Origin of the sequence: Alloalcanivorax dieselolei B5, from assembly GCF_000300005.1 — a bacterium.
In the GTDB taxonomy this organism is placed as follows: domain Bacteria; phylum Pseudomonadota; class Gammaproteobacteria; order Pseudomonadales; family Alcanivoracaceae; genus Alloalcanivorax; species Alloalcanivorax dieselolei.
The window spans coordinates 1,789,205-1,813,816 of the sequence record NC_018691.1; the positions used below are offsets into that span (position 1 = coordinate 1,789,205).

Sequence of the window (24,612 nt, forward strand, 5' to 3'; positions counted from 1 at the left end):
AAGGCCGCTGTCCGTAGGAGCCTGCCCTGCAGGCGTGGAGCCCATTCGCCAGCAAGGCTGGCTCCTACAGACCGAGCTACGAAGCCACTGTAGGAGCTTGCCTTGCAAGCGAATGGCGTGCCGGCGAGTGCCCTACAACACCAATACCCGCTTGCCGCTGAAGCTGTCTTCCACCATATGCTGATGGGCGGCCAGAGCATCATCGAAGGCAAAGGTCTCCATCGGCAACGGACGCAGCCGTTCGGCGGCGAACAGCGGCGCCAGGCGGTCGTTGAACAGGCCGGCCATGGCGATGCGGCGGTCCAGGGTCTGGCTGCGCATGGTCATGGCGGTGATCTTCAGACGGCGCTGCAGGAACGGCCGCAGATCCATCATGGTCTGGGCACCGCCCAGCACCCCCACCAGACTCAGCGTGCCTTCGGTGCGCAGGCCCTTGAGCACCTGGCTCCAGTCCGGGCCCACCATATCCATGATCACCGCCACGCCGTCGCCGGTGATTTTCTTCAACTGCTCGGCCAGGGTGTCGTCCTCGGTGACCGTGGCCACCAGCCCCATGCCTTCGGCGGTGCGCAGATTAGCCGGGTTACGGCTGGAGCCGATCGGCCGTGCGCCCAGCGCCGCCGCCAGTTGGGTGCCGGCGAGGCCGACGCCGGCGCTGGCCGGGCGGATCAGACACCATTGCCCCGGTTGCAGGCCGCCGTCCAGGAACAGCGCCCGATAGGCGGTCAGGAAGGCTTCCGGAATGGTGGCGCCGGTGGCGAAGTCCAGATTGTCCGGCAGTGTCAAAGGTTCATCTTCATGCACCACCAGATATTCCGCGTAGGCACCGCTGGGAATCAGCCCCATGACCCGGTCGCCCACCTGACGATGGGTGACCTTGCTGCCCACGGCATCCACCTCGCCGGCGTATTCCAGCCCGGGCACCCGCTGGTCGAAGCCCGGGGGTGCCGGATACATGCCTTTCACCTGCAGGATATCGGCGCGATTGATACCCACCGCCCGCACTCGGATACGCACCTGATCCGGCGCCGGTTCCGGGGTATCAAAGGGGCCAAGGGCCATGGTGCCATCGTTGATCTGCCACGCTTGCATGGATAGCTCTCTCCGTTATGAGTGAATCCCCGTGCTTCCCTTGAACCCTGGAAGGGAAGAAAATGAGGGATTCTATAGGTATACTGGGTTCACCTTTCCATCTGATTTCGTCCCTGAGGTTGGGTCAACACAATAACGACAAAGTGGTCTTCGGGAGAACCCCATGTCCGAATTGCAGTATCCGTTTTCGCAACCGCCACAACCCGGCGAGCGTCTGGAAGTGGCGCCGGGGGTGTACTGGTTGTACTTCCCCATGCCGCTGGCACTGGACCACATTAACCTGTGGTTGCTGGAGGATGGGGACGGCTGGACCCTGGTCGATACCGGATTCGGTACCCGCCACACCCAGAAAATCTGGGCCGAGGCGTTCGACAACGCCCTGGAAGGCCGGCCGATCCGCCGCATCATCGTCACCCATTACCATCCGGACCATGTCGGCCAGGCCGGCTGGCTGGCGCAACGTTTCGGAGCGCCGGTGCGCATGACGCGCGGGGAGTGGGAACTGCTCAATCATTTGCATTCCGCCGAGGACGAGACCGTCCGCCAGGACGTGCGCCGCTTCATGGGGCTGCACGGTCTGCATGGGGAGCCGCTGGATGCGCTCAGCGGCCGTGGCAACGGTTTCCGAAAAGTGGTGCCGATCATGCCACCGACCCCGGAGTTCATCGCCGCCGGCGACGCTATTCAGGTTAATGGTGAAACCTGGCGGGTGTACATTGGCCGGGGGCATGCGCCGGAGCACGCCTGTCTGTTCCGCGAGCACGACCACGTGCTGATCAGCGGCGATCAGGTGCTGCCGCGTATTTCCAGTAACCTTACCGTGCACGCGCGCGACCCGGATGATGACCCGGTCAGCGCTTTCGTCGATTCATTGACGGCGATTAAAAACGCACTGCCGGAAGACAGTCTGGTATTGCCGGCCCACGGCCTGGCTTTCCATGGTCTGCACGCTCGCATTGATGCTTTGGTCAAGCACCATGACGAACAGTTGAGCGTGGCCGAGGAAGCCTGCGAGAAAGTGCCGATGACCGCTTACGATCTGCTGCCGCTGCTGTTTAACCGCAAGCTCGACAACAATCAGATGATGTTCGCCATGGGGGAGAGCATCGCGCACCTCAACTGCCTGCACGCCCACGGCCGCGCCACGCGCGCCGACCGCCAGGGGCGGCGTTACTACGCCGCCTGATGGGCTGGGCTGGCTACGCCACTGTAGGAGCCAGCCCTGCTGGCGAATGGAGCTTCTCCGGCGAAGGAATTCGCTTGCAGGGCAAGCTCCTACAGCGGCTCCGTCGTCTTTTTGGGGGAAGCTTGCAGGGCAGTGACCTAACCCGCCATCCACGGATTCAGTAAAGACACCCCCAAGGGTTCGAAATCCTTGATATTGCGCGTGGCCAGTACAGCGCCGTGCCGCTCGCAGATGGCGGCGATCTGAACGTCGGCCATGTGCACGGGCCGGCCGCGTTTTTCGCAGGCCGCCAGTTTTTCCGCGTAGTGGGCGGCGGCCGGGGCGTCGAAAGGCAGCACGCGGCCGGCGAACTCCTCGTTGAACAAATCTACGGACAGGTCCGTGAGCTGGCGCTTGCGTCGCCCGGCGGGCAAGCGGCGGACGCCATGCAGTATTTCCGCCACGGTGATGCTGGTAACCGCCACATCCCGGCCGGGCTGGCGGTCCAGCCACGCCACTACCCGGGGGTCGGGCGCCGGCCGCATCAAGTCCGACAGCACATTGGTGTCCAGGACAATCATTGATCCAGACCAGGATCGCGGGGCGCGTCCCGGCGCCGTTCGAACTCCGGCGGTTCGGCATCATAGGCGGCAAAGCGCTCGCGGATGCGGGTGCCAAGACCGGTATCCGAACCCGGCTCCAGGGCACGATGCAGGATCTGCCTTACCTCTTCCTCCATGGAATGGCCGTGTTCAGCGGCGCTCAAGCGCAGCCGGGCTTTCAATTCGTCATCGAGGTTGCGGATGGTAATGGAGGCCATGAGGGTTCTCCGGATGCTTTCATTGATATCAATGAAAGCATAACACGCCAGACGGTAATAACAATGGGTCCGACGTCCGGCTCAAACTTTCTATTCCATATCCTGAATGCTATTCATCGATAGCATTTTCCCTAAGATTGCGGGGAAACAGCGAGCGTTCCAGGAAGTGGGCGGTGTCGCGGATGGCGTCGCCGGCCCGGGCCAGGCCGCGAGCGTCGTGCTGGGCGGTGATGCCGATGCCGGAGATGGCGAAACGTGGCTGATTGTGGTGATCGCTGAGAACGCTGGCCACCATGCTGATGCCGCGGTACAGACAGTTGTCGTCCAGCGCCCAGCCCCGTTCCTGTGCTTCCTTAACGCCGTGCTGATACTCCTCGAAGCTGGGCGGATTCTCCCAGCGCAGTCGGGCGAAGCGGCGCCGCAGCTCCGCGTCGGGCAGGTCGCGTACCCCGGCGATGGCGCGGCCGCAGGCGCCGATCAACTCCGGCAGGCGGCTGTCCAGCCGCACATCCACATGGGCCACATTGGGGATGCCGCGGGCGATGACGCTGACATGATTATCGTGGGTGATGCGCCACAGTACGATCAGGATATCCAGATTCAGGGCCAGCCGTTCCAGCTCCGGCTGGATCAGGTCGGCATAGCTTTGACCGATCAGATTAACGGTCAGCTCGGACAGGCCAATGCCCAGCTGATAGGTCTTGCTGCTTTCGTCGAAACGCACGAAGCCCTCGTTATTGAGGGTGCGCAGAATGTTGAAGGCGCTGCTCGGGCTGACGCCGGTGGCGCGGGCGATGGCGGCCACGCCCTCCGGCGCCTGCTGGTGGGCGAGGTGGCGTAAAAGCTGGATCGCGTTCACCACGGCGCCCACGTCCTTGGTACTGCCATTTCGGCTGCCGCCGTTCCGGTTGCTGGAGTCGGTACGTTCGTCTTTTGGGGATGTCATGGATTTGTATTCACAATAAGGATTGACATTCAGGATAGTGAATTTACCATAAACCGCAATTCCGGCCCGGGCAATGACCCGGCGCCGTTCTCGAAACCACGGTACAGAACAACAAAAGTGGGAGAGCAGAGTGATGCGCATGCCCCCGGTGGCCCGTCCCGGCCACGTCGTCACTATACCGTTTGTCCCGGCGCCGGTCCCGGCCCGGATAACCCGCTCTCGTACCGCTGTCGCCAAGATCGTTGTACTCCGTTTCCCATGCGCTCACCTGGGAAGATCCCCCCGCCCCGGCGGCGTTGTCGCCGGTGGCGACGGGGTGGGCGTCCCGAGTCAGCCCGTAAATAAGAACAGTCAGAAATAGCAGGATCAGAAAGGAGCTTGCGGTGATGCAAGACGACACCCACGCGAACGGCACCACCAACGGCCGGTTCGCTTCGCTAACGCCACTGCTGCAGCCACGCTCCGTGGCGGTGGTGGGGGCATCCGCCGACGCCACCCGTATCGGTGGCCGGCCAGTAAGCTACATGCTGCGCGGTGAGTTCCAGGGCCGGGTGATGCCGGTGAACCCGAAACGCAGCGAGATTCAGGGGCTGCCGGCCTACGCCAGCATCGATGATCTGCCGGAAGCACCGGACGCCTCGGTGGTGGCGGTGCCGGCCGCCCAGGTGGTGGACACCGTGGATGCCCTGGGCCGCAGGGGCGGACGCAGCGCCATTATTTTCTCTTCCGGTTTCAGTGAAGTGGGCGCGCAGGGCGAAGCGCTACAGCAGCAACTGCTGGTCACCGCGCGCCGCCACGGCATGCGCTTGCTCGGCCCCAATACCGCCGGCGCCTTCAACAGCACCATCGGCTTCTTTGGCAGTTTCATGTCCGGCCTGGAACGCGGTTTTCCGCTGCCGGGCCGCATCGGTATCGCCTCCCAGTCCGGCGCCTACGGCGCTCACCTGCTGGGGCTGGCACGGGCGCGCGGGCTGGGCACACCAATCTGCGCCGCCACCGGCAACGAATGTGATGTCACCTTGGGCGAAGCCATTGGCTGGATGGTGGAGAACCCGGACATCGACGTGGTGATGGCCTACGCCGAAGCGGTGCGCGACGTGGAGTCGTTCACCGCCGCGCTGGAAGCCGCGCACGCCGCGCGCAAGCCGGTGATTCTGCAGAAAGTGGGCCGCAGCGCCCTGGGCCAGAAAGCCGCCCTGTCCCACACCGCCGCCCTGGCCGGTGACGACCGGGTATTCGACGCGATGCTGGCGGACTACGCGGTAATCCGCGTGGAGAGCAGCGCCGAGCTGCTGGACGTGGCCTATACCGCCACCCGCCGCATTTACCCGGCCAACAATTCCCTCGGCATGCTCACCATCAGCGGTGGCGCCGGCATCATCGTCAGCGACCTGGCCGAGCAGCTGGACGTGCCGATGCCGCCCATGCCGGAACCGGCCCAGGCCGACCTGAAAACCGCGGTGCCGTTCTGTTCCCCGATCAATCCAGTGGACTGCACCGCCCAGGTGCTCAACGACCTGACCCTGGCCGGTACCTTCGGTGAGCGCATGGTGTCCGACGGCGGTTATGCCTCGGTGCTGGCGTTCTTCAGCCAGGCCGGCACGGTGCCATCGGTGGCGCCGAAACTGTGCGCGGAGTTGAAAAAAGTAAAGGACGCCCATCCGGATCGCCTGTTCGTGATGTCGCTGATCGGCGAGCCGGAGCAGAACCAGCCCTATGAAGAGGCCGGCTTCGTATTGATGGAAGACCCCACCGACGCGGTGAAAGTAATCAAGGCCATGGGACAGTTGGGCGACGCCTTCGCCCGGCCTTTGCCACAGCGGGAAGCGGTGCCACCGGTAACCTTGCCGGAAGCCACGCCCGGCGAAGCCGAAGCCAAACAATTGCTGGCCGCGCACGGTATTCCCGCGGTGCCGGAAAAAGTGCTCGGCAGCGCCGGGGAGGCCGCCGCCTACGCCGAACAAATCGGCTTCCCGGTGGTGATGAAAATCGCCTCCGCCGACATCGTGCACAAATCCGAAATCGGTGGCGTGCTGTTGAACGTTGCCGACGCGGACTCCGTGCGCGAAGGCTTCCAGACCCTGTTGGACAACGCCGAACGTCACGCCCCGGAGGCGAAACTGGACGGTGTGCTGGTGGCCCGGCAGATCGTCGGCGGCGTGGAATGCTTCATGGGCATCCAGCGCGACCCGCAGTTCGGGCCGGTGGCGGTGTTCGGTCTCGGCGGCATCTTTGTCGAAGTGCTCAAGGACGTGGTGTTCCAGCGTTGTCCGTTTGACCGAGAGGAAGCTCGCCGTCTGATTCTGTCGATCAAGGGCGCGCCGCTGCTGCAAGGCGCTCGCGGCCGTGCGCCGGTGGATCTGGACGCGTTGTCGGCAATGCTCGCCAATTTGTCCCGCTTCGCCGTCGGCGCCGGTGAGCGCCTGGACTCCATCGATATCAATCCGGTTTTCGCCATGCCCGAAGGGCAGGGTGCCTTCGCCGCCGACGCGCTGATCCAGCTAAAAACAGACCAGCTAAAAACAGACCAATTGAACGAACAAAAGTGAGAGCGGCATGGCTATCGATCCGCAACATTTGCTCAATTACCCCATTCCCCAGGTACGTCAAACACTGACCGAAAAGGACACCGCGTTTTATGCCCTGTCGGTGGGCCTCGGTATGGACTCCCTGGACGAAAAACAACTGCGCTTCGTCGATTCCGCCCGGGATTTCCGTGCGCTGCCCAGCATCGCGGTGGTGCTGGGACATCCCGGTTTCTGGGTGGCGCGTGATGATACCGGCATCGATGCGGTGCGCGTGGTGCACGGTGAACAGCGCATTGAGTGGCACAAGCCGCTGCCGGTGGCGGGCGAAGTGGTGGGCGAAACCCGCGTCACCGGTGTGGTGGACAAGGGCAACAACGCGCTGATGTACAGCGAAAAGGAACTGCGCGACGGTAACGGCGAGTTGTTGGCTACCGCCGGCATGACCACGGTGCTGCGCGGGCAGGGCGGGTTCGGTGGCGACAGCGAACCGTTGCACGCGGTACACACCCTGCCGGACAGCGAGCCGGACATCAGCGTGGATCTGCCCACCCGTGCCGAGCAGGCGCTGTACTACCGTCTCAACGGCGACGACAACCCGCTGCACTCCAATCCCGCCACCGCCGAGGCCGCCGGTTATCCGCGTCCGATCCTGCACGGCCTGTGCACCCTCGGTGTGGTCTTCCATGCGTTGTTCCGTGAGCTGGTGGATTACCAGGAAGACCGTTTGAAGGCCTTGTCGCTGCGTTTTTCCTCGCCGGTCTTTCCCGGCGAGACCATCCGTACCGAAATCTGGCGCGACGGTTCCTTCCGTGCCCGGGTGGTGGAGCGTGACGTGGTGGTGGTGAACAACGGCAAGCTGGATTTTGTTTGATGTCGCTACAAGGTCTCTGTAGGAGCCAGCCCTGCTGGCGAACCAGTGCCCTCCGCCGTTGGGGCATTCGCTTGCAGGGCAAGCTCCTACAGCAGCTTCGTAGCGCAATCTGTAGGAGCTAGCCTTGCTGGCGAATTTTTTGGCTTTGTGCCCTCTTCACCAGCAGGCGGAGGGCCGCTCCGGCTAGCTCCTACAGCAGCTTCGCAGGAAGCGGCTTTAGCCGCGAAATAAATTCGGGAGAGAACAATGACCATCGAATGGACCCAAGAGGATCTCGAGGCGCGGGAAGAACAGGTGCGGATGATCCGCGACAGCGCGGTGACGCTGGTGTCCCGCCATGGCGCGCTGGAGCGGGCCCGTAAAACTCGCTACAGCGACCTTGGCCTGGCCCCCGCGATCTGGCGGGAATTCTGTGAAATGGGCTGGACCGGCCTGCGTGTGCCGGAAGAAAAAGGCGGTGCCGGCCTTGGCATGCTGGAATACGTGGCGCTGCTGGAGGAACTCGGCAAAGGGCTGGTGCCGGAGCCGTTGATCGAAGGCGCGCTCACCGCCGCGCTGTTGCCGCAAGCCGCCGCCACCGCGCATATCCAGGGCGAGCAGCTGATTCTGCCGGCGGGAATCGGGGGCGTCGATCAGCCGCCGGTGTGCCGTGACAACGCACTGGATGGCGAGGTGCGCCGGGTGTCCCTGGCCAGCGCCGCCGATGCCTTCCTGGTGGCCTGTGACCAGGGGCTGGCGCTGGTGGACAAGGACGCCGCCGGGCTGACCCTGGAACGTCAGTTGCAGCAGGACGGCTCCCATGTCGCCACCTTGAAGTTCAATAACACGCCGGTGCGGGAATTGGTGAGCAACGCCGATGTGGACGCCGCGCTGGAAGACGCCACCCTGGGGTGTGCCGCCTACCTGTTGGGGGTGATGCAGGCGGCGTTCGATGAAACCCTGTCCTATCTGAAAATCCGCCGTCAGTTCGGTAAGGAAATCGGCGGTTTCCAGGCCCTGCAGCATCGCGCCGTGGACCTGAAAATCCAGATCGAACTGACTCGTGCCATGGTCACCAGCGCCGCCCGCGCCATCGACCAGGAATTTCCCATTGAGCGCATCCGCCGCGCCGTGTCCACCGCCCGGGTAAAAGCCTCCACCGCCGCCATGCTGGTAACCCGCGAAGCGGTGCAGTTTCACGGCGGCATCGGTTACACCGACGAAGCCGACATCGGTTTGTTCCCGCGCAAGGTGCTGGTGCTGCTCAACCGCTTCGGCGGTGTCGACGGCCACAAACGCCGTTTCATGTCTCTGATCGATGAGGAGGACGCCTGATGAACGGTCCCTTGCTGTCTCGCCGTGAAGGCAACTGCCAGGTGCTGACCTTCAATGCGCCGGCCCGTAAAAACGCGCTGTCCATGGAAATGCGCGCCGAGCTCTATGACGCCTTGCTGGCGGCGGAGCAGGACGCCGAGGTGCGTTGCGTGGTGATCACCGGCGCCGAAGGCACTTTCTGCGCCGGCGGCGACATCGGCCAAATGAACGAAACCCAACTGGCCAGTGCCCGCACCCGCATGCGTCGCAATACCCGCCTGGTGCAGCAGATGCTGACCATGGGCAAGCCGCTGATCGCTGCCGTGGAAGGCTGGGCGGTGGGCGCCGGTTTCTCCCTGGCGATGGCCTGCGACACGGTAATCGCCGCGGACAACGCCCGCTTTCAGTCGGGCTTCGGCAAAGTGGGCCTGGCCGCGGATCTGGGCTTGTTCCACACCCTGCCGTCGCGGGTCGGCATGGCCCGTGCCCGTCAGATCCTGATGTACAACCAGCGGCTGGAAGCCGCCGACGCCCTGAGCCTGGGTGTGGTGGACAGCGTGGTGGAAACCGGCCAGTCCCTGCAAGCCGCCTTGCACCAGGCCGAGGCCCTGAACGATCAGGCGCCGCTGGCGGTGGCCGCCACCAAGGCCATGCTCGCCGGCCAGTTGGAATGGGCCTTCACCCGTGAGGTGGATTGGCAAAGCCAATTGCTGATCAGCGCCGACCACCAGGAAGGCAAAGCCGCCTTCGCCGAAAAACGCGCACCCCGCTTCGGAGGTAACTGAACATGGCTGAGCAAAACACCGACTACAACAGCATGAGCGACGAAGACTTCCGCGTCATGGTGCGCCGCTGGCTGCAACAAAACTATCCGGAGGAAATCCGTAATCCGCCGTACCGGCTGGGCATCGGCCCCTGCCGTCCTTGGTACCAGAAGCTGTCGGAAAAAGGCTGGCTGGCACCGGGCTGGCCCACCGAGTACGGCGGCATGGGGCTCAGCGCCGGCAAGCAGCTGGCGATGATGGAAGAGATGGAAAATTACGGCTGCGCTCGTCTGCCGGACTCCGGCATCACCATGCTCGGCCCGTTGCTGATCCGTTACGGCAGTGACGAACAGAAAGCGCACTTCCTGCCGAAGATCATCAACGGCGAGCACATCTGGTGCCAGGGCTACTCCGAGCCCAACGCCGGCTCCGACCTGGCCGGCCTGCGTACCGAAGCGCTGCCTGACGGTGATGAGTGGGTGATCAACGGCCAGAAAATCTGGACCACCATGGCCACCGAGGCCAACTGGATTTTCGTGCTGGTGCGCACCAGCCGTGAAGGCAAACCACAGCAGGGTATCAGCTTCCTGCTGGTGCCGATGGACAGCCCCGGTATTGATGTGCGGCCGATTCCCAATCTGGAGCGCCAGACCGAATTCGCTGAAGTGTTCTTCACCGACGTGCGCGTGCCGAAGGCCAATCTGGTGGGCGAGGTCAACAAGGGCTGGAGCATGGCCAAGGCGCTGCTCGGCTTCGAACGGATTTTCCTCGGCTCGCCGAAACAATCTTCCAACGCCCTGGTGCGCGTGGAGCGTCTGGCGCGCCGGCTCGGTGTCTGGAACGACCCGCTGTTCCAGGATCGTTACACCACGCTGGCGATGGACCTGGATTGCCACAAGGCGCTCTACCAGCACTACGCGGATCAATTGAAACGCGGCGAGTCCCTGGGGCCGGACGTCTCCATGCTGAAAGTGCACCAGTCCGAGTTGTATCAACGCATCAGCGAACTGGCACTGCTCACCGCCGGCGAGGATGCCGGCACCCTGGAACCCTTGCCCGGTGACCCGGATCTGCATCCGGCGGGGATTTTCATCCAGTCCCGGCCCACCACCATCTACGGTGGCAGTAACGAAATTCAACGCAACATTTTGGCCAAACACGTTCTCGGGCTGCCGTCCTGAGACAAGAGTATTAACGGGAGAGAAATCATGGCACAACAACCCATGCTGGAAGACAAAGTCGTCATCGTCACCGGTGGTGGTGGCGGCGTAGGCCGCGCCTATGTTCTGGCGGCGGCCGCCGCCGGCGCCAAAGTGGTGATCAATGACATCGGCGTATCCCTCACCGGTGAAGGTGGCTCGCAAAGCCCGGCGGAAGAAACCCTCGCCATGGTGCGCGAACTGGGCGGCGAAGGCGTCATCAACACCGACAGCGTGTCCGACTGGGACAGCGCCCGCCGCATCGTCGATTGCGCCCAGGATCACTTCGGCCGTCTCGACGCGGTGGTCAACAACGCCGGCGTGCTGCGCGACGTCATGTTCCACAAAATGTCACTGGAAGAGTGGCAGCTGGTGGTGGACGTTCACCTCAACGGCACTTTCTATGTAAGCCGTGCCGCCGCCGAAATTTTCCGCAAGCAGCACAGTGGTGCCTACATTCATACCGTCAGCACCTCCGGTTTGATCGGTAACTTTGGCCAGGCCAACTACTCCGCCGCGAAACTGGGCATCGCCGCGTTGTCCAAATCCATTGCTCTGGACATGCAGCGTTACGGCGTGCGTTCCAACTGCATCGCGCCGTTTGCCTGGAGCCGCATGACCAGTTCCATTCCCGCCCGCACCGACGAAGAAAAAGCGCGAGTGGAAAAACTCAAGCAAATGACTCCGGACAAGAACGCGCCTTTGGTGGTGTTCCTGGCCTCGGATCAGGCCCAGGACATCAGTGGCCAGATCTTCTCCGTGCGCAACAACGAGATTTTCACCATGGGCCAGAGCCGTCCGCTCAAGAGCGTGCATCGTGGCGAAGGCTGGACCCCGGAAACCGTGGCCGACCACGCCATCCCGGCACTGAAGTCCACCTTCTATCCGCTGGAGCGCAGCGGCGACGTGTTCAGCTGGGATCCGATTTAACAGGGCACTCCCAGCACCCGATGTAGCTACAAAGCCGCTGTAGGAGCTTGCCCTGCAAGCGAATGTGCCAACGCCGGAAGACTGGAATTCGCCAGCAGGGCTGGCTCCTACAGACCAGGCTACGAAGCCGCTGTAGGAGCTTGCCCTGCAAGCGAATGTGCCAACGCCGGAGGACCGGAATTCGCCAGCAGGGCTGGCTCCCACAGACCAGGCTACGAAGCCGCTGTGGGAGCTTGCTTGCAAGCGAATGTGCCAACGCCGGAAGACTGGAATTCGCCAGCAGGGCTGGCTACTACAGATCATGCAACAACCCGAGCCTGACCTTTCACGACCAACACTCAACAATAAGGATAACCATTATGTTCAAGTCCCTCGCCAAATGGGCGGCGCTGGCCGCCTTGCCTCTGGTCGCCGCGCACAATGCGCTGGCCGACGACGTCAACCTGGAACGTTCCATGCTCTGGAGCGCCTACGATGTGGGCTCCTCCGGTTATACCGAAGCGTCGATGATCGCCGACGCGATGATGCAAGAGTACGGCGTGCGTATTCGCATCATGCCCTCTGGTACCGCCATCGGTCGTCTCAAGCCGCTGGAAACCGGCCGGGTCAAATTCGCCTTCCTCGCCACCGAAACCTATTTCGCCGCCGAAGGGATCTATGATTTCGCCAGTCCCGACTGGGGCCCCCAGGATCTGCGTGTGCTGCTGGGCCGTCCGGCCTCGGTGTCGCTGGCCACCGCCGCCGATGCCAACATCAAGACGCTCGAGGACCTGCGTGGCAAGCGTGTGGCCTATGTGGAAGCGAACCCTTCGGTGAACATCAAGGCCGAAGCGCTGATGGCGTCCGCTGGTCTGACCTGGGACGACGTCCAGCAGGTGCGCCTGCCGTCCTATGGTGCCTCTCTGCGCGGCATGATCGAAGACACCGTCGATGCCGCCATCGTGTCTCCGGGAGCGCCAACGCTCTATGAGCTGGAGTCCAGCCCCCGTGGTCTGGCGTGGCCGAATATCCCCCTGGACGACGAGGAGGCCTGGGACCGTCTGAACAAGGTGGCGCCGATCTTCGAAGCCGCCATGGAAACGGTCGGCGCCGGTATGTCCGAGGACAAACCGGCGCCGATGGCGGCGTACCGCTATCCGATGATCGTTACCTATGCCGCGCTCTCCGATGACGAGGCCTACAACATGACCAAGGCGGTGGTGTCCACCTATGACCTGTACAAGGACTCCAATCCGGTGATGCCCCGTTGGGACGTGAAATTGTCCGGTCGGCCGCCGGTGGATGCGCCTTTCCACCCCGGTGCGATTCGCTATCTGAAGGAAATCGGCGTGTGGACCGCCGAGGACGACAAATGGAACCAGAAGCGTATCGAGCATCTTCAGAAAGTGAAGGCCGCGTGGAAGGCCGCGCGTGACGACGCCAAAACCAAAGGCATCAGTGACGACGCCTGGCCGCAATTCTGGATGGACTACCGCAAAGAGGCCCTGGGCGCCGGTTGAGGCCACTCAGGCTTGTGAGCGAAGCGGCCGGGCGGTGATCCCGTTACGGCCGCTTCGTTGTCATCGATTGAATGACGGAGAAACGACCATGCAGGCCGAATCCAATCCCGACACCGCCCCGGCCATGAGTCCGAAAGGGGAGGTCACACGGGTATCCGGCGCCGCTTACGTCGCTGTCTTGATACTGTCCGCCCTGGGGCTGACCCTGGCGGTGAACCAGGTCTTTACACTCAGGCTGTTCGGCTTTCAGCCACTGAGTACCGCTTTCTATTACCTGTTGATCGGCGTGTTCGTGGCCGTGGCTTTTCTGGTTTTTCCCGCCACCAAGGGCAGCCGCGAACGGGTGCCGTGGTACGACTGGCTACTGGCGTTGATAACCCTGGCGGTGGGCGTTTACTTCTCCTCCAACGCGGCCACCATTATCAATAGCGGCTGGGACATCGACGCCCCCATGCTGCCCACGGTGCTGTCCGGAGTGCTGGTCCTGATCGCGCTGGAAGGCGTGCGCCGTTGCGGTGGCACCGTCCTGTTGCTGGTGTGTCTGGTTTTCAGCATCTATCCGTTGTTCGCCGACAGCATGCCCGGCGTGTTGTGGGGATCCCAATACACCCTGGAGGAAGCGGTGCGTGCCAACGCCATGGGCGTGGAGAGCATCATCGGCATTCCCATGCGCGTGGTGGCGGATTTGCTGATCGGCTTCATTGTCTTCGGTGTGGTGCTGACGGTGTCCGGCGGCGGTGATTTCTTCATGAAGCTGGCCTACGCGCTGATGGGATCCCGTCGCGGCGGGCCGGCCAAGGTTTCGATTCTGTCCTCGGGCTTCTTCGGCAGTCTTTCCGGCAGCGCCGTGTCCAATGTGCTGTCCACCGGTCCGATGACCATCCCCACCATGAAGCGCTACGGTTACCCCGGCACCTATGCCGCCGCGGTGGAAGCCTGTGCCTCCACCGGCGGCACCATCATGCCTCCGATCATGGGCGCGGTGGCGTTTATCATGGCGTCCTTTCTCAATGTCCCGTACTTGGAAGTGGCGTCCGCCGCTTTGGTGCCGGCGCTGTTTTTCTATTTGATCCTGTTCCTGCAGGCGGATGCGCACGCCGCGCGCAAGGGGCTGAAAGGACTGCCCAAGGAAGAGCTGCCATCGGTGGTGAAAACCCTGCTGGAAGGCTGGATCTATCTTTTCAGCCTGGCGCTGCTGGTCTTTCTGCTGCTGGCCTGGCGGATTGAATCCATGGCGCCGTTCTACGCGTCCGTGGCGTTGCTGGTGACCGCTTTGGTTTTGCATCGCGGCGGTAACCGCAAGCGGGTGATCCTGGATGTGATTGTCGAGTCCGGCAAAAACGTGGCCAATCTGGTGGCGATTCTGGCCGGCATCGGGCTGGTGGTGGGGGCGCTGTCCCTGACCGGCGCCGGCACGGCTTTTTCCCGTGAACTGATCCAGTACGCCGGCGACAACGTGGCGTTGCTGCTAATACTGGGGGCGCTCACCAGCTTCGTACTGGGTATGGGCATGACCGCCAGCGCCTGCTACATCTTCCTGGCCATCGTGCTGGCGCCGGCGCTGGTGAAAATGGGCCTGGATCCGGTGGCCAGCCACATGTTCATTCTCTATTGGGGCATGCTGTCCTATATCACGCCGCCGGTGGCGCTGGCGTCGATCACCGCCGCCGGAGTGGCCGGCGAGCCGGCAATGAAGACCGCCTTCCAGTCGTTCAAATTGGGATCGGTGCTGTTCATTTTGCCGTTCCTGTTCGTGATGGAACCGGAGCTGATTCTGCGCGGCGAACCGATACTGATCGTCCGCTATGTCATCACCGCCGCCATCGGCGTCTGGATGCTGTCCGCCGGGTTGGAACGTTACGCCTATTTCCACGGTACGTTGAACCGCTTCAAGGCGTTGCTGTTTCTGATCGGCGGCCTGCTGATGATGGTGCCCGGCTGGGAGACGGATGTGGCCGGCGTGGCGCTGGTGGGGCTGGTTTATCTCAGCGGTCTGCTACTGCCGGGAACCCGGAAAGACGCGCAAACCGAAACCTGAATCACGGTCTGTGGAGCCGTGCCGTTTCACCCTCTCCCTGTCCCTCTCCCCTCAAGGGAGAGGGGACCGAATAGAAGGGGTTGTCTTGTCTCCCCTCTCCCTTGAGGGGAGAGGGGCCGGGGGAGAGGGTGAAACAGCCGTCAATTTCATACCAACGAACCAAAACGAGGAAGTCACCATGGCTCGTCAAAACAAACCGATTCGCTCCGACATCGCCTGGAGCACCCGTGACCGCATCGAAGTGCGGGGCAAGGATCTGCCCAATGACATTCTCGGGCACATGAACCTGGGGGACCTGGCTTATCTGCAACTGACCGGGCAGGCGCCCACCGAGCAACAATCCAAGGTGTTCAACGCCATCGTCATCACCCTGGTGGAACACGGTATCACGCCGTCCGCGCTGGCCGCGCGCATCACCTATGCCGGCGCGCCGGAATCCCTGCAAGCGGCGGTGGCCGCCGGCCTGTGCGGTCTTGGCACGGTGTTCGTCGGCAGCATGGAAGGCGCCTCGAAAATGCTTTATGAGGCGCTGCCGGATGCGCAAGCCGATGTCGATCTGGATGCCCTGGCGGATCAAGTGGTCGCCGGCTTCCGTGGCCGCAAGCAGATCATTCCCGGCCTTGGCCACCCGCTGCACAAGCCGGTGGATCCGCGCACCCCGCGGCTGTTCCAGATCGCCGAGGAAAATGGCCTGTCCGGTCGCTACGTGGATCTGATGCAGCGCATCGCCGCCAAAGCCGAAGCGGCCTCCGGGAAACAACTGCCGATCAATGCCACTGGCGCCATCGGCGCGATCTGCTGTGAATTCGGTTTCCCCTGGAAAATCGTGCGCGGCTTCGGCGTCATGGCCCGCGCCATCGGCTTGGTGGGGCACATCCTGGAAGAATCGGAAAACCCCATGGGCGTGGAAATCTGGCAACGCGTGGAAGACGAAGCTACTGCGCACATCCGGCCGGAATAGCTCTCCACCGCTTCGCTATGAAGCCGCTGTAGGAGCTTGCCTTGCAAGCGAATCTTTTGGGGCCAGAAGTCCAATTCGCCAGCAGGGCTGGCTCCTACAGCAGCTTTGTGGCTATCCCGGGACGGCTCTTCTGATTGTCCCTTGTCAGCTATCCCAGCAGCTCATCCCAGAAAAGAATGCAGCACGAACACCCACACGCACAGTGTCGGCACGATGATCCAGAAGAACAGGCCGTCCCAGCGCCAGGCGATCATGTAGGACGAGCGCTGCAACAGCTGCTCAAGCACCTGCATGGCGGCGGTGAAGGGTGAGGTGATCATCGCCAGGGACCAGGCGCTCATCAGCGCCACCGCCAGCACCACCGGTTCCAGTCCAATCTCGTGAGTATCGGCGAAGATACCGGCGATCAGGGTCACGGAAACAATCGGGTTGAGACCAATCTGCGCTAACAGGATCACCGCCATCATCGCCGCCACCGCGAACCAGGGGCCATACAGGCCGGTGTGCAACAGCGCCTCGGCCAGCATGTCGCGATCAATCACCGGCACCAGCAGCGCGCCGAGGAACGCGGAGCCGCCGAGAATCGCCACTTCGTTACGGTTGGCGCCGAAGATCAGACGGGAATGCCGGTACAGCAACATGGCCGCCCGCCGGGCACCGGTGCCGCCGCCCAGCCGGCGCCGCTGCAACGACAGCCAGATGAAGGCACTGAGCGGGCAGGCGATCAGCACCGCCACCGGCAAGCGCACATCCAGCACCCAGCCACACAGGAACACCGCCGAAGTGATCACCGCGGCCAGGGCGGTGAACTGCCACAATGGTTTGGGAGAACGCCGATCCACCGGCGGCACTTTCAGGTTGCGCGGGCGCAGCACCCAATCCAGCAACCAGCCCATGGCGAACATCAGCACCGCGGTGGGCAGAGCCACCGGCGCGATGGTGTGCCAGCGCAGTGACGGCATGTTCGACAGCATCACCGCCATGGTCACGCCCAGCGGCGACAGCAACGGCACCAGGGCAAAGCCGCGCAGAATCGACAGCATCATCCGCCGTTCACGCACCGCCTGCACACGCCGTTCGCCGCCGGCGGCACTGAGACTGTTGCTGCGTTGCACCATGGAGCCGAACAGGCCGATCACGCCGATGTTGATGATCATGCCGAACACCGCGGTGCCGATGGACAGCGTCGGGTAGCGCCAGGCCGGACGCTGGCGGATCAGCACCTGACCGGCGTGACGCACCAGGCGGGAGCGCATGGCCGACACCCGCAACAGGCCCAGGGCGGAGACGAAAGTGGCGAAGAAACAGAACCGATCCCAGGCCGCCAGAAACTGGGGCAGGGGATTATCACTCTGAGTTGATATCAGGACGGACAGGATGGTGATGAACAACAGCAGGCCCTTGGCCAGTTTGCTCATGCGAGGCCATTGCACCAGCAGATAGATCAGCAGAGTGGGGCGCGCGATCCAGGGGGAGAGCGGATTGGGGAACAACAGGGAAACCAGGGTGGCGGCCATGCACAGCGGCAAGGCGTAATCCAGCAGCCGGCGCAAACGCCGGGGCCATTCCCTGTTCAATTAACCTGTCCCCTGATTGTTTTATTGTGCTGCGGTCGCGCTACGAAGCGGCTGTAGGAGCTTGCCCTGCAAGCGAATGCCCCGTGTTGGGCGCCAATTCGCCAGCAGGGCTGGCTCCTACAGATCAGGCTACGAAGCCGCTGTAGGCGTTTGCCCTGCAAGCAAATATCCCAATGCCAGTCGTGATCGCCAGCAAAGCGGCGTTTACTGTGCCTCGCGCACCATGTTGCGAGCGATCACGATCTGCTGGATCTGGGTGGTGCCTTCGTAGATCCTGAACAGACGCACATCGCGATAGAAACGCTCCACCGCGTATTCGGACATGTAGCCGGAACCGCCGTGAATCTGCACCGCGCGATCGGCCACCCGGCCCACCATTTCCGCGCAGAACAGTTTACAGCAGGACGCGTCCAGGCTCACCGGCTGGCCGGCGTCCTTGGTGCGGGCGGCTTCCAGAACCATGGAACGGCCGGCGAACGCTTCGGCGCGGGAGTCGGCCAGCATCGCCTGGATCAACTGGTGCTCGGCCAGCGGCTGACCGAACTGCTTGCGTTCCATGGCGTAGCGCAGGGCATCCTCGATCAGGCGTTCGGCCACGCCCACGCACACCGCGGAGATGTGCAGGCGGCCGCGATCAAGCACCTTCATGGCGGTTTTGAAACCCTGGCCTTCCTTCAGGCCGATGATGTTTTCCGCCGGCACCCGGCAATCTTCGAAAGTGATGTCGCAGGTGTGGGCGCCTTTCTGGCCCATTTTCACATCCGGCTTGCCACGGATCAGGCCCGGGGTGTCGCCCTCGACGACAAAGGCGGTGATGCCGCCGGCGCCTTTGTTGTCCGGGTCGGTACGCGCCATCACCGTGTACAGGTTGGCCTTCGGGCCGTTGGTGATGAACCGTTTGGTGCCGTTCAGAATGTAGTGGTCGCCATCGCGCACGGCGCGGGTTTTCAGGCTGGCGGCGTCGGAGCCGGCGTCCGGCTCGGTCAGGCAGAAGGAACTGATCACTTCGCCGGTGGCCAGCTTCGGCACGTACTTGCGCTTTTGCTCTTCGGTGCCGTCGATCAGAATACCCTGGGCGCCGATACCGTTATTGGTACCGAACAGGGAACGGAAAGCCGGCGAGGTCCGTCCGATCTCGAACGCCACCAGCGCCTCTTCTTCCATTGTCAGGCCCAGACCACCATACTCTTCCGGGATGGACAGGCCGAACAGGCCCATCTCTTTCATTTCCTGGACAATGTCTTCGGGAATGGCATCGTTCTCAGCCACGGATTGCTCGGCGGGCACGAGACGGTCACGGACAAAACGTCGAACAGTGTCGACGAGCTGGTTGAGCAGTTCGGGGTCACGAATCATGATTCTGTCGTTTCGATCAGCAAGAGAGTATGGGCGGACCGGGCGGTCACCCGACTTGCAAGGCACTCTGTCACGGCCTATCCTTTCCGTCAAGTTTCAAAACAACATTCCGCACAGCGGACGCCACTTCCCGTGCTTCCCTATGAATGGCGCCGTGCCTTGTGGGAGCGGCTTATGGACCGCGATTGCGGTCGATTACCGCCTCACCAGAACACTTGGATTCGGGACCAACCTTTGAGGACCTCACAGCATGCTTGACGCCTACATCTACGACGGTTTGCGCACTCCTTTCGGCCGCCACGCCGGCGCCCTGGCACCGGTACGCCCGGATGACCTGCTGGCTTCCGTCATCAGCACCCTGGTCAACCGCAACGACTTCCCCCTGGAGAAGTTCGAGGACGTGGTGGCCGGCAACACCAACCAGGCCGGTGAAGACGCCCGTAACGTGGCCCGTCACGCCGGTTTGCTGGCCGGCCTGCCGGAGTCGGTGGCCGGTGTCACCGTGAACCGCCTGTGCGGTTCCGGTCTGGCCGCGACTCTGGACGCCGCCCGCATGGTCACCGTCAACGAAGGCGATCTGGTGATCGCCGCCGGCGTGGAATCCATGAGCCGCGCCCCGTTCGTCATGGCCAAAGCGCAAACCCCTTATAGCCGTGACATGAAGGTGTTCGACAGCACCATCGGCGCGCGCTTCCCCAACCCGAGAATCCTCAAGGAATTCGGCGCCGACACCATGCCGGAAACCGCCCACAACGTGGCCGCCGAACTGGGCATCAGCCGCGAGGAAGCGGACGCCTATGCGGCCCAGTCCCAGGCCCGTTACGAAGCAGCCCGCGCCGACGGTTTCTTCAAGGAAGAAATCATGGCGGTGGAAGTGCCCCAGGGCCGCAAGAAGCCGCCCCTGGTGGTGGACGCCGACGAGCACCCGCGTCCGGGCACCGGCGCCGAGCAGCTGGCCAAGCTGCCGGCCATCGTTGAGGGCGGCATCGTCACCGCCGGCAACGCTTCCGGTGTCAACGACGGCGCCGCCGCGCTGATCATCGGCTCCCGCGCCGCCGGCGAAGCCGCTGGTATCGCGCCGCGCGCCCGCATCATCGCCGGCGGCGTGGCCGGCGTGGCGCCGCGGGTCATGGGCCTGGGTCCGGTGGAGGCCTGCAACAAGGTACTGGACCGTGCCGGTCTGACCCTCAAGGACATGGACGTAATTGAAATCAACGAGGCCTTCGCCACTCAGGTGCTCGGCTGCTGCAAGCAACTGGGCCTGAAAGGCGACGATGAGCGCCTCAACCCGAACGGTGGCGCCATCGCTGTCGGCCACCCGCTGGGCGCTTCCGGCTCCCGTCTGGCGCTGACCGCGCTGCGCCAACTGGAGCGCACCGGCGGCCGCTACGCGCTGGTGAGCCTGTGTATCGGTATCGGCCAGGGCGTGGCCATGCTGATCGAGCGCCTGCCGCGCTAACGCCGGAGTATCTCACTGTAGGAGCCAGCCTTGCTGGCGAATGGTCCCCCAGAGTTGGGAAATTCGCTTGCAGGGCAGGCTGCCCGCCGCCCGGCTCCTACAGCGGCTTCGTAGCATGCTCTTGTAGGAGCCAGCCCTGCTGGCGAGTCAGCTCCCTGACTTCGATTTTTCTTGATATTAAATAGTGCACGATTTAATATCGCCCTCATGAACGATCACGACACCCCCGACAGCCTGCTCAAGCTCGACCTCCAGGTCTGCTTCGCCCTTTATTCCACCAACCTGGCCATGACCAAGGTCTACCGCCGGTTGTTGCGCGAACTGGGGCTCACTTACCCGCAATACCTGGTAATGATGGTGTTGTGGGAGGAGGATGGACAGACCGTGTCGGAGATCGGCGAGCGGCTGTTCCTGGATTCCGCCACGCTGACGCCGCTGCTCAAGCGACTCGAAGGCATGGGCCTGCTGTCCCGCCGCCGGGCCGTCGATGACGAGCGCCGGGTAAGGGTGCAGCTTACCGACCCGGGACGTGAGCTGCGCATCCGGGCTGAAGCAATTCCCGAAGCGGTGGCCTGCGCCAGCCAGTGCCAGCCGGAAGAACTGAGGGCACTGAAAGATCAGCTTCATGCCTTGCGCCGTAAACTGAACGGGTAGGGCGCCACGTTGCACATTGGCGCCTTGCTTTGGGTTTATTTAAATAGTGCACTATTTAATAGCGCAAAATCACCGTAAAGGAGAGCACCATGAGTGTCGAAAAAGTACTGTATCGCGCCGAAGCCAAAGCCACCGGCGGCCGTGACGGCCGCGCCGTGAGCAGCGACAACGCCCTCGATGTGAAGCTGACCACGCCGCAGGCCCTGGGGGGGCCGGGCGGCGAAGGCACCAACCCGGAGCAGTTGTTTGCCGCCGGCTACAGCGCCTGTTTTCTCAGCGCGCTGAAACTGGTCGCCGGCAAGGCCAAGGTGACTTTGCCCGCCGAAAGCAGTGTTCAGGGGCAGGTGGGCATCGGCCCGGTGGGCGCTGGTTTCGGCCTGGAGGTGGCGCTGACCGTGAGCCTGCCGGGTCTGGATCAGCCCCAGGCGGAGCAACTGGTCGACAAGGCGCACGAAGTGTGCCCGTACTCCAACGCCACCCGCGGCAACATCGACGTCAGCCTGAACGTGCAGGTCTGATTCCCGCCCCCGAGCCCCTTGCCAGGACCCTGGCGAGGGGCTTTGTTTATTTTCATCAAACCTTCATCCGCCATCATCGCTTTTGCCCTGGCGCCTGCTAGAGTTTGCAGGTGAATTCCCAGTCTTGCGCCATGTTCAAGGAGCGATCATGAAAACCACGCTTTCTCTCTCCGCCCTGACGGTGGCCGCCTTGCTGACCGCCTGTGACCAGGGGCCGGCCAACGATTCCCGATCCTCCGGGCAAGGCGGTTCCGCCATGGAAGGTACCGCCATGGAACAGGAAGAACAGCAGGTGACCCTCAAAGGCGAAGTGCTCTATCGGGAGCGCATTGCGTTGCCGCCGGATGTCACCGTGAGGGTGGTGCTGGAGGACGTTTCCCTGGCCGATGCCGCGGCCAAGGTGATCGCCGAGCAGACCATCGAACCGGAAACCCAGGTGCCGATTCCGTTTGCGCTGACGTACATGCGCGGTGACGTCAATCCGGACATGGGCATGGGCTACGCGGTGCGCGCGGAAATCCGCGATCAGCAGGACAAACTGCTGTGGACCACCACCGAGCGGCATACCGTGGAAGTGGGTGAGAGCAACGACCAGCCGGTAACCGTCATCGTTCATCGGGTGCCCGGTGACGACACGCCTCGGGAGAATCCGGAGAATATGGAGGGGGTAGAGGGTGCCGGGTTGTCTCCGGCGGCGCAGAAAGTCCGTGAGCAGGGCGCCCAGTTCTGGGCGGCGGGCAATGAGCCCGGCTGGAGCCTGGCCATCTATCCGCAGGTGAAACTGGAGCTGGTCACCGATTACGGTGAAACCACCATCGCCACTCCGGATCCCGGTCCCAAGGAAGAGGGCGGCAAAACCCTCTACCAGGCCAGCAACGAAGACACCGACCTGACCGTGGAAATCGAACAGAGCCCCTGCCAGGACGACATGAGCGGAAAGGAGTATCCGTACACCGTGATGGTCAGCTACGGCGATACCACTCTGAACGGGTGCGGCCAGGAGTTGTGAGGGTGGCTTCTGCGACCCTTGCTACAACGCCGCTGTAGGAGCTTGCCCTGCAAGCGAATTCCCCAACGCCGGGGCCCGGGTTCGCCAGCAGGGCTAGCTCCTACAGCGGCTTCGTAGTCAGGCCCGTGAAACACAGCGATCCAAGGGACCGCGCCCCTCACTCCGACAAAAACACCCGCCCCAGCCGCTCCGCTTCTTCCACGCTGGCCACTATCCGTAGCGGCACATTGAACAGCCCGGCCAGGGCCGCGCTCTGGGTTTGCATCACCAGCCGTTTGGCGGCGTTCGGCTGCACCCCGACCATGCCCTTGCAGGCACGGGCCAGCGCGTCCCGGTTGCGCTTGAGCCACAGCGTGCGGCGCTTGCGGTCCTGGTGAGTCTCCTGCGCCACCTCGGCGTTACCCAGCAGCACCACGAACGGTTCCGGCTGGGCGATCAGGGCGTTCATCTCTTCTTCCCAGCGCAGCGCGTAACCCTCCGGCAGGGACGCGGGGAAGAAGCGCACCACGGGAAAGGCGCTGATGTCGTGAATCTCGAAGTCGTCCAGCGTCATCATCGCCCCTCGCGCTGATCATCCAGCCACTGGCGCAGGCTGGGTTGGCGCACCTGCAGGATGTCGAACAGTCCCAGCGCATCCAGTGCCGGCAGTAATTCCGCCAGATCCCGTTCCGCTTCCCGCCGTTGCGGCTCCGGCGTGGCCGGGTCCAGCCACTGGCGGGCATTGACCAGAAACGCCCCCACCGACCCCTTGCGGATGGTGACGCCGTCGAGGTCCAGGGTGCTTTGCTCGTCGGGCAGTATGTCATTGGCTCGCATGGTTAGATCCTTTCAATGGAAGGGCGGGAACAGGGGGGTGAAAACAGACTAGCGCGAAGCGAATGACTGAAATACGGTATAGAGGTCATTCAATAACGGAAACTCGCCATCATGGCTTTAACCTCTGGCAGCGGTTCCTTTCCCGCCTTTCCCGGGCCTCTGGTGGCCCGTGTCTGGAACAAACGGGACGCCGAACGCGAGGCGCGCATGGCCGGCGTGCACAGTCATGACGAAGGCCAGTTGTGCGGCGCCATCGACGGTCTGCTGACCGTGCGGACCGGTGCCACCCTGTGGGCGGTGCCGGCGGTTCACGCGATCTGGATTCCACCGCGCTGCGAGCACGGTATCGACCCCCATGGCCGGTTCGATGGCTGGGCGCTGCTGATGCGCGAGGAGCTGTGCGCGGGGCTGCCGGAGGCACCCTGCACAGTGCGGGTTTCCGGGCTGTTGATGGAAGCGGTGAAACGTGCCGCCAGTTGGGACCAGGAGAGCTGGGAGCGTCGGCATGATCCGCTGGCGGCGGTCATCGCCGCCGAGATTCGCGAGCTGCCGGAAGCGCCGTTGGGGTTGCCCATGCCCACCGATCCACGCCTGCTGAAAGTGGCTCGCGCCCTGCTGGATGAGCCGGCGGACCGGCGCGACCAAAGCGAATGGGCGCGTTGGGCCGGGCTCTCGGCGCGCACCCTGTCACGGCGCTTTCCCCAGGAAACCGGCCTCAGCTTCCAACGATGGCGGCAACGGGCGCGGCTGCTGCGCGCCTTGGAATGGCTGGCCAACGACACCCCGGTGACCACCGTCGCCCTGGAACTCGGCTACGACAACGTCAGCGCCTTCATCGCCGCCTTCCGCGACAGGTTTGGCGTGACACCAGGGAAGTGGCGGGGGTAGGGGGCTCCTACAGATCATGCTACAAGGCCGCTGTAGGAGCTTGCCCTGCAAGCGAATGCCCCGCGTCGGGCGCCAATTCGCCAGCAAGGCTAGCTCCTACAGACTGTGCTACGAAGCCGCCGTAGGAGCATGCCTTGCAAGCGAATGCCCCAACGCCAGGGAGCCTGATTCGCCCTACAGATTATGCTATGACTCAGGGAAACAAAGATTGAAGGAGAATGACAATGCC

23 protein-coding genes are annotated in these 24,612 nt (G+C 63.2%); 15 read left to right on the forward strand and 8 right to left on the reverse strand.

The annotated features are described in order from the left end of the window. Positions 1-132: 132 nt before the first annotated feature. On the reverse strand, positions 133-1,092 hold the full coding sequence (locus B5T_RS08200; RefSeq protein ID WP_014994023.1) for a zinc-binding dehydrogenase: 960 nt from the start codon (positions 1,090-1,092) through the stop codon (positions 133-135). Positions 1,093-1,255: 163 nt separating this feature from the next. Between B5T_RS08200 and B5T_RS08205 the strand changes: the two genes are divergently transcribed. Next, the gene (locus B5T_RS08205) at positions 1,256-2,278 is read left to right on the forward strand and encodes an MBL fold metallo-hydrolase (protein ID WP_014994024.1); all 1,023 of its coding nucleotides are present in this window, start codon (positions 1,256-1,258) and stop codon (positions 2,276-2,278) included. Positions 2,279-2,415: 137 nt separating this feature from the next. Here B5T_RS08205 and B5T_RS08210 read toward each other — a convergent pair whose 3' ends face one another. From B5T_RS08210 to B5T_RS08220, 3 genes are all read right to left on the reverse strand, one after another. Further along, the gene (locus B5T_RS08210; protein ID WP_014994025.1) at positions 2,416-2,838 is read right to left on the reverse strand and encodes a type II toxin-antitoxin system VapC family toxin; all 423 of its coding nucleotides are present in this window, start codon (positions 2,836-2,838) and stop codon (positions 2,416-2,418) included. Continuing rightward, positions 2,835-3,077 carry a FitA-like ribbon-helix-helix domain-containing protein gene (locus B5T_RS08215; RefSeq protein ID WP_014994026.1) on the reverse strand — a complete coding sequence of 81 codons (243 nt, stop codon included), beginning with the start codon at positions 3,075-3,077 and terminating at the stop codon, positions 2,835-2,837. Before B5T_RS08215 ends, B5T_RS08210 begins: the two co-directional genes overlap by 4 nt. Positions 3,078-3,186: 109 nt before the next feature. Then, entirely contained in the window at positions 3,187-4,023 is an 837-nt protein-coding gene (locus B5T_RS08220) for an IclR family transcriptional regulator (protein ID WP_041716939.1), read from the reverse strand. A 386-nt stretch (positions 4,024-4,409) separates the two neighbouring features. Here B5T_RS08220 and B5T_RS08225 point away from each other — a divergent pair, with 386 nt between their 5' ends. The 9 genes from B5T_RS08225 to B5T_RS08265 all read left to right on the forward strand — a co-directional run bounded on the left by B5T_RS08225 (position 4,410) and on the right by B5T_RS08265 (position 16,106). Further along, positions 4,410-6,572 carry an acetate--CoA ligase family protein gene (locus tag B5T_RS08225; RefSeq protein ID WP_014994028.1) on the forward strand — a complete coding sequence of 721 codons (2,163 nt, stop codon included), beginning with the start codon at positions 4,410-4,412 and terminating at the stop codon, positions 6,570-6,572. A gap of 7 nt (positions 6,573-6,579) precedes the next feature. Beyond that, complete coding sequence (locus B5T_RS08230) at positions 6,580-7,422, forward strand: MaoC/PaaZ C-terminal domain-containing protein (RefSeq protein ID WP_014994029.1); 843 nt, start codon at positions 6,580-6,582, stop codon at positions 7,420-7,422. Positions 7,423-7,668: 246 nt separating this feature from the next. Further along, positions 7,669-8,736, forward strand: a complete 1,068-nt coding sequence (locus tag B5T_RS08235; RefSeq protein ID WP_014994030.1) for an acyl-CoA dehydrogenase family protein — start codon at positions 7,669-7,671, stop codon at positions 8,734-8,736. Further along, a complete protein-coding gene (locus tag B5T_RS08240; RefSeq protein WP_014994031.1) occupies positions 8,736-9,500 on the forward strand; it encodes an enoyl-CoA hydratase/isomerase family protein in 765 nt (254 codons plus the stop codon). Before B5T_RS08235 ends, B5T_RS08240 begins: the two co-directional genes overlap by 1 nt. A 2-nt stretch (positions 9,501-9,502) precedes the next feature. Continuing rightward, entirely contained in the window at positions 9,503-10,660 is a 1,158-nt protein-coding gene (locus B5T_RS08245) for an acyl-CoA dehydrogenase family protein (protein ID WP_014994032.1), read from the forward strand. A 27-nt stretch (positions 10,661-10,687) separates the two neighbouring features. Further along, positions 10,688-11,608, forward strand: coding sequence for an SDR family NAD(P)-dependent oxidoreductase (locus tag B5T_RS08250; protein ID WP_014994033.1), 921 nt, complete (start codon positions 10,688-10,690; stop codon positions 11,606-11,608). A gap of 359 nt (positions 11,609-11,967) precedes the next feature. Further along, a complete protein-coding gene (locus B5T_RS08255; protein ID WP_014994034.1) occupies positions 11,968-13,107 on the forward strand; it encodes a TAXI family TRAP transporter solute-binding subunit in 1,140 nt (379 codons plus the stop codon). Between the two features lie 88 nt (positions 13,108-13,195). Beyond that, positions 13,196-15,145 carry a TRAP transporter permease gene (locus tag B5T_RS08260; protein WP_014994035.1) on the forward strand — a complete coding sequence of 650 codons (1,950 nt, stop codon included), beginning with the start codon at positions 13,196-13,198 and terminating at the stop codon, positions 15,143-15,145. Between the two features lie 178 nt (positions 15,146-15,323). Next, positions 15,324-16,106: a citryl-CoA lyase gene (locus B5T_RS08265; RefSeq protein ID WP_014994036.1), complete on the forward strand. Its 783-nt coding sequence runs from the start codon at positions 15,324-15,326 to the stop codon at positions 16,104-16,106. 161 nt (positions 16,107-16,267) lie between these two features. On the opposite strand, the gene B5T_RS08270 is transcribed toward B5T_RS08265, so the two are convergent. Both B5T_RS08270 and B5T_RS08275 read right to left on the reverse strand, forming a co-directional pair. Beyond that, positions 16,268-17,683: a hypothetical protein gene (locus B5T_RS08270; RefSeq protein WP_229682935.1), complete on the reverse strand. Its 1,416-nt coding sequence runs from the start codon at positions 17,681-17,683 to the stop codon at positions 16,268-16,270. A gap of 204 nt (positions 17,684-17,887) precedes the next feature. Next, the gene (locus B5T_RS08275; RefSeq protein WP_014994038.1) at positions 17,888-19,039 is read right to left on the reverse strand and encodes an acyl-CoA dehydrogenase family protein; all 1,152 of its coding nucleotides are present in this window, start codon (positions 19,037-19,039) and stop codon (positions 17,888-17,890) included. 250 nt (positions 19,040-19,289) lie between these two features. On the opposite strand from B5T_RS08275, the gene B5T_RS08280 reads away from it, so the two are divergent. From B5T_RS08280 to B5T_RS22250, 4 genes are all read left to right on the forward strand, one after another. Next, complete coding sequence (locus B5T_RS08280; RefSeq protein WP_014994039.1) at positions 19,290-20,498, forward strand: 3-oxoadipyl-CoA thiolase; 1,209 nt, start codon at positions 19,290-19,292, stop codon at positions 20,496-20,498. A 207-nt stretch (positions 20,499-20,705) separates the two neighbouring features. Then, a complete protein-coding gene (locus B5T_RS08285) occupies positions 20,706-21,152 on the forward strand; it encodes a MarR family winged helix-turn-helix transcriptional regulator (RefSeq protein WP_014994040.1) in 447 nt (148 codons plus the stop codon). Positions 21,153-21,241: 89 nt separating this feature from the next. Then, positions 21,242-21,670, forward strand: a complete 429-nt coding sequence (locus B5T_RS08290; protein ID WP_014994041.1) for an organic hydroperoxide resistance protein — start codon at positions 21,242-21,244, stop codon at positions 21,668-21,670. 148 nt (positions 21,671-21,818) lie between these two features. After that, positions 21,819-22,679 (forward strand): YbaY family lipoprotein, encoded by an 861-nt coding sequence (locus B5T_RS22250; protein WP_014994042.1) that lies wholly within the window; start codon positions 21,819-21,821, stop codon positions 22,677-22,679. Between the two features lie 157 nt (positions 22,680-22,836). Here B5T_RS22250 and B5T_RS08300 read toward each other — a convergent pair whose 3' ends face one another. Beyond that, on the reverse strand, positions 22,837-23,235 hold the full coding sequence (locus B5T_RS08300; RefSeq protein ID WP_014994043.1) for a hypothetical protein: 399 nt from the start codon (positions 23,233-23,235) through the stop codon (positions 22,837-22,839). Beyond that, complete coding sequence (locus B5T_RS08305) at positions 23,232-23,495, reverse strand: hypothetical protein (protein WP_014994044.1); 264 nt, start codon at positions 23,493-23,495, stop codon at positions 23,232-23,234. Before B5T_RS08305 ends, B5T_RS08300 begins: the two co-directional genes overlap by 4 nt. A 111-nt stretch (positions 23,496-23,606) precedes the next feature. Between B5T_RS08305 and B5T_RS08310 the strand changes: the two genes are divergently transcribed. Then, complete coding sequence (locus B5T_RS08310) at positions 23,607-24,383, forward strand: helix-turn-helix domain-containing protein (RefSeq protein WP_014994045.1); 777 nt, start codon at positions 23,607-23,609, stop codon at positions 24,381-24,383. The last annotated feature ends 229 nt before the right edge of the window (positions 24,384-24,612 follow it).

What these genes read in the sequence shown, in the direction of transcription:
- B5T_RS08285 (WP_014994040.1), top strand. Translation starts at nt 20,706, where the DNA reads ATGAACGATCACGACACCCCCGACAGCCTGCTCAAGCTCGACCTCCAG.
- B5T_RS08200 (WP_014994023.1), bottom strand. Translation starts at nt 1,092, where the DNA reads ATGCAAGCGTGGCAGATCAACGATGGCACCATGGCCCTTGGCCCCTTT.
- B5T_RS08305 (WP_014994044.1), bottom strand. Translation starts at nt 23,495, where the DNA reads ATGCGAGCCAATGACATACTGCCCGACGAGCAAAGCACCCTGGACCTC.
- B5T_RS08250 (WP_014994033.1), top strand. Translation starts at nt 10,688, where the DNA reads ATGGCACAACAACCCATGCTGGAAGACAAAGTCGTCATCGTCACCGGT.
- B5T_RS08275 (WP_014994038.1), bottom strand. Translation starts at nt 19,039, where the DNA reads ATGATTCGTGACCCCGAACTGCTCAACCAGCTCGTCGACACTGTTCGA.
- B5T_RS08245 (WP_014994032.1), top strand. Translation starts at nt 9,503, where the DNA reads ATGGCTGAGCAAAACACCGACTACAACAGCATGAGCGACGAAGACTTC.
- B5T_RS08280 (WP_014994039.1), top strand. Translation starts at nt 19,290, where the DNA reads ATGCTTGACGCCTACATCTACGACGGTTTGCGCACTCCTTTCGGCCGC.
- B5T_RS08215 (WP_014994026.1), bottom strand. Translation starts at nt 3,077, where the DNA reads ATGGCCTCCATTACCATCCGCAACCTCGATGACGAATTGAAAGCCCGG.
- B5T_RS08255 (WP_014994034.1), top strand. Translation starts at nt 11,968, where the DNA reads ATGTTCAAGTCCCTCGCCAAATGGGCGGCGCTGGCCGCCTTGCCTCTG.
- B5T_RS08220 (WP_041716939.1), bottom strand. Translation starts at nt 4,023, where the DNA reads ATGACATCCCCAAAAGACGAACGTACCGACTCCAGCAACCGGAACGGC.
- B5T_RS08210 (WP_014994025.1), bottom strand. Translation starts at nt 2,838, where the DNA reads ATGATTGTCCTGGACACCAATGTGCTGTCGGACTTGATGCGGCCGGCG.
- B5T_RS08235 (WP_014994030.1), top strand. Translation starts at nt 7,669, where the DNA reads ATGACCATCGAATGGACCCAAGAGGATCTCGAGGCGCGGGAAGAACAG.
- B5T_RS08205 (WP_014994024.1), top strand. Translation starts at nt 1,256, where the DNA reads ATGTCCGAATTGCAGTATCCGTTTTCGCAACCGCCACAACCCGGCGAG.
- B5T_RS08230 (WP_014994029.1), top strand. Translation starts at nt 6,580, where the DNA reads ATGGCTATCGATCCGCAACATTTGCTCAATTACCCCATTCCCCAGGTA.
- B5T_RS08225 (WP_014994028.1), top strand. Translation starts at nt 4,410, where the DNA reads ATGCAAGACGACACCCACGCGAACGGCACCACCAACGGCCGGTTCGCT.
- B5T_RS22250 (WP_014994042.1), top strand. Translation starts at nt 21,819, where the DNA reads ATGAAAACCACGCTTTCTCTCTCCGCCCTGACGGTGGCCGCCTTGCTG.
- B5T_RS08260 (WP_014994035.1), top strand. Translation starts at nt 13,196, where the DNA reads ATGCAGGCCGAATCCAATCCCGACACCGCCCCGGCCATGAGTCCGAAA.
- B5T_RS08290 (WP_014994041.1), top strand. Translation starts at nt 21,242, where the DNA reads ATGAGTGTCGAAAAAGTACTGTATCGCGCCGAAGCCAAAGCCACCGGC.
- B5T_RS08240 (WP_014994031.1), top strand. Translation starts at nt 8,736, where the DNA reads ATGAACGGTCCCTTGCTGTCTCGCCGTGAAGGCAACTGCCAGGTGCTG.
- B5T_RS08310 (WP_014994045.1), top strand. Translation starts at nt 23,607, where the DNA reads ATGGCTTTAACCTCTGGCAGCGGTTCCTTTCCCGCCTTTCCCGGGCCT.
- B5T_RS08265 (WP_014994036.1), top strand. Translation starts at nt 15,324, where the DNA reads ATGGCTCGTCAAAACAAACCGATTCGCTCCGACATCGCCTGGAGCACC.
- B5T_RS08300 (WP_014994043.1), bottom strand. Translation starts at nt 23,235, where the DNA reads ATGATGACGCTGGACGACTTCGAGATTCACGACATCAGCGCCTTTCCC.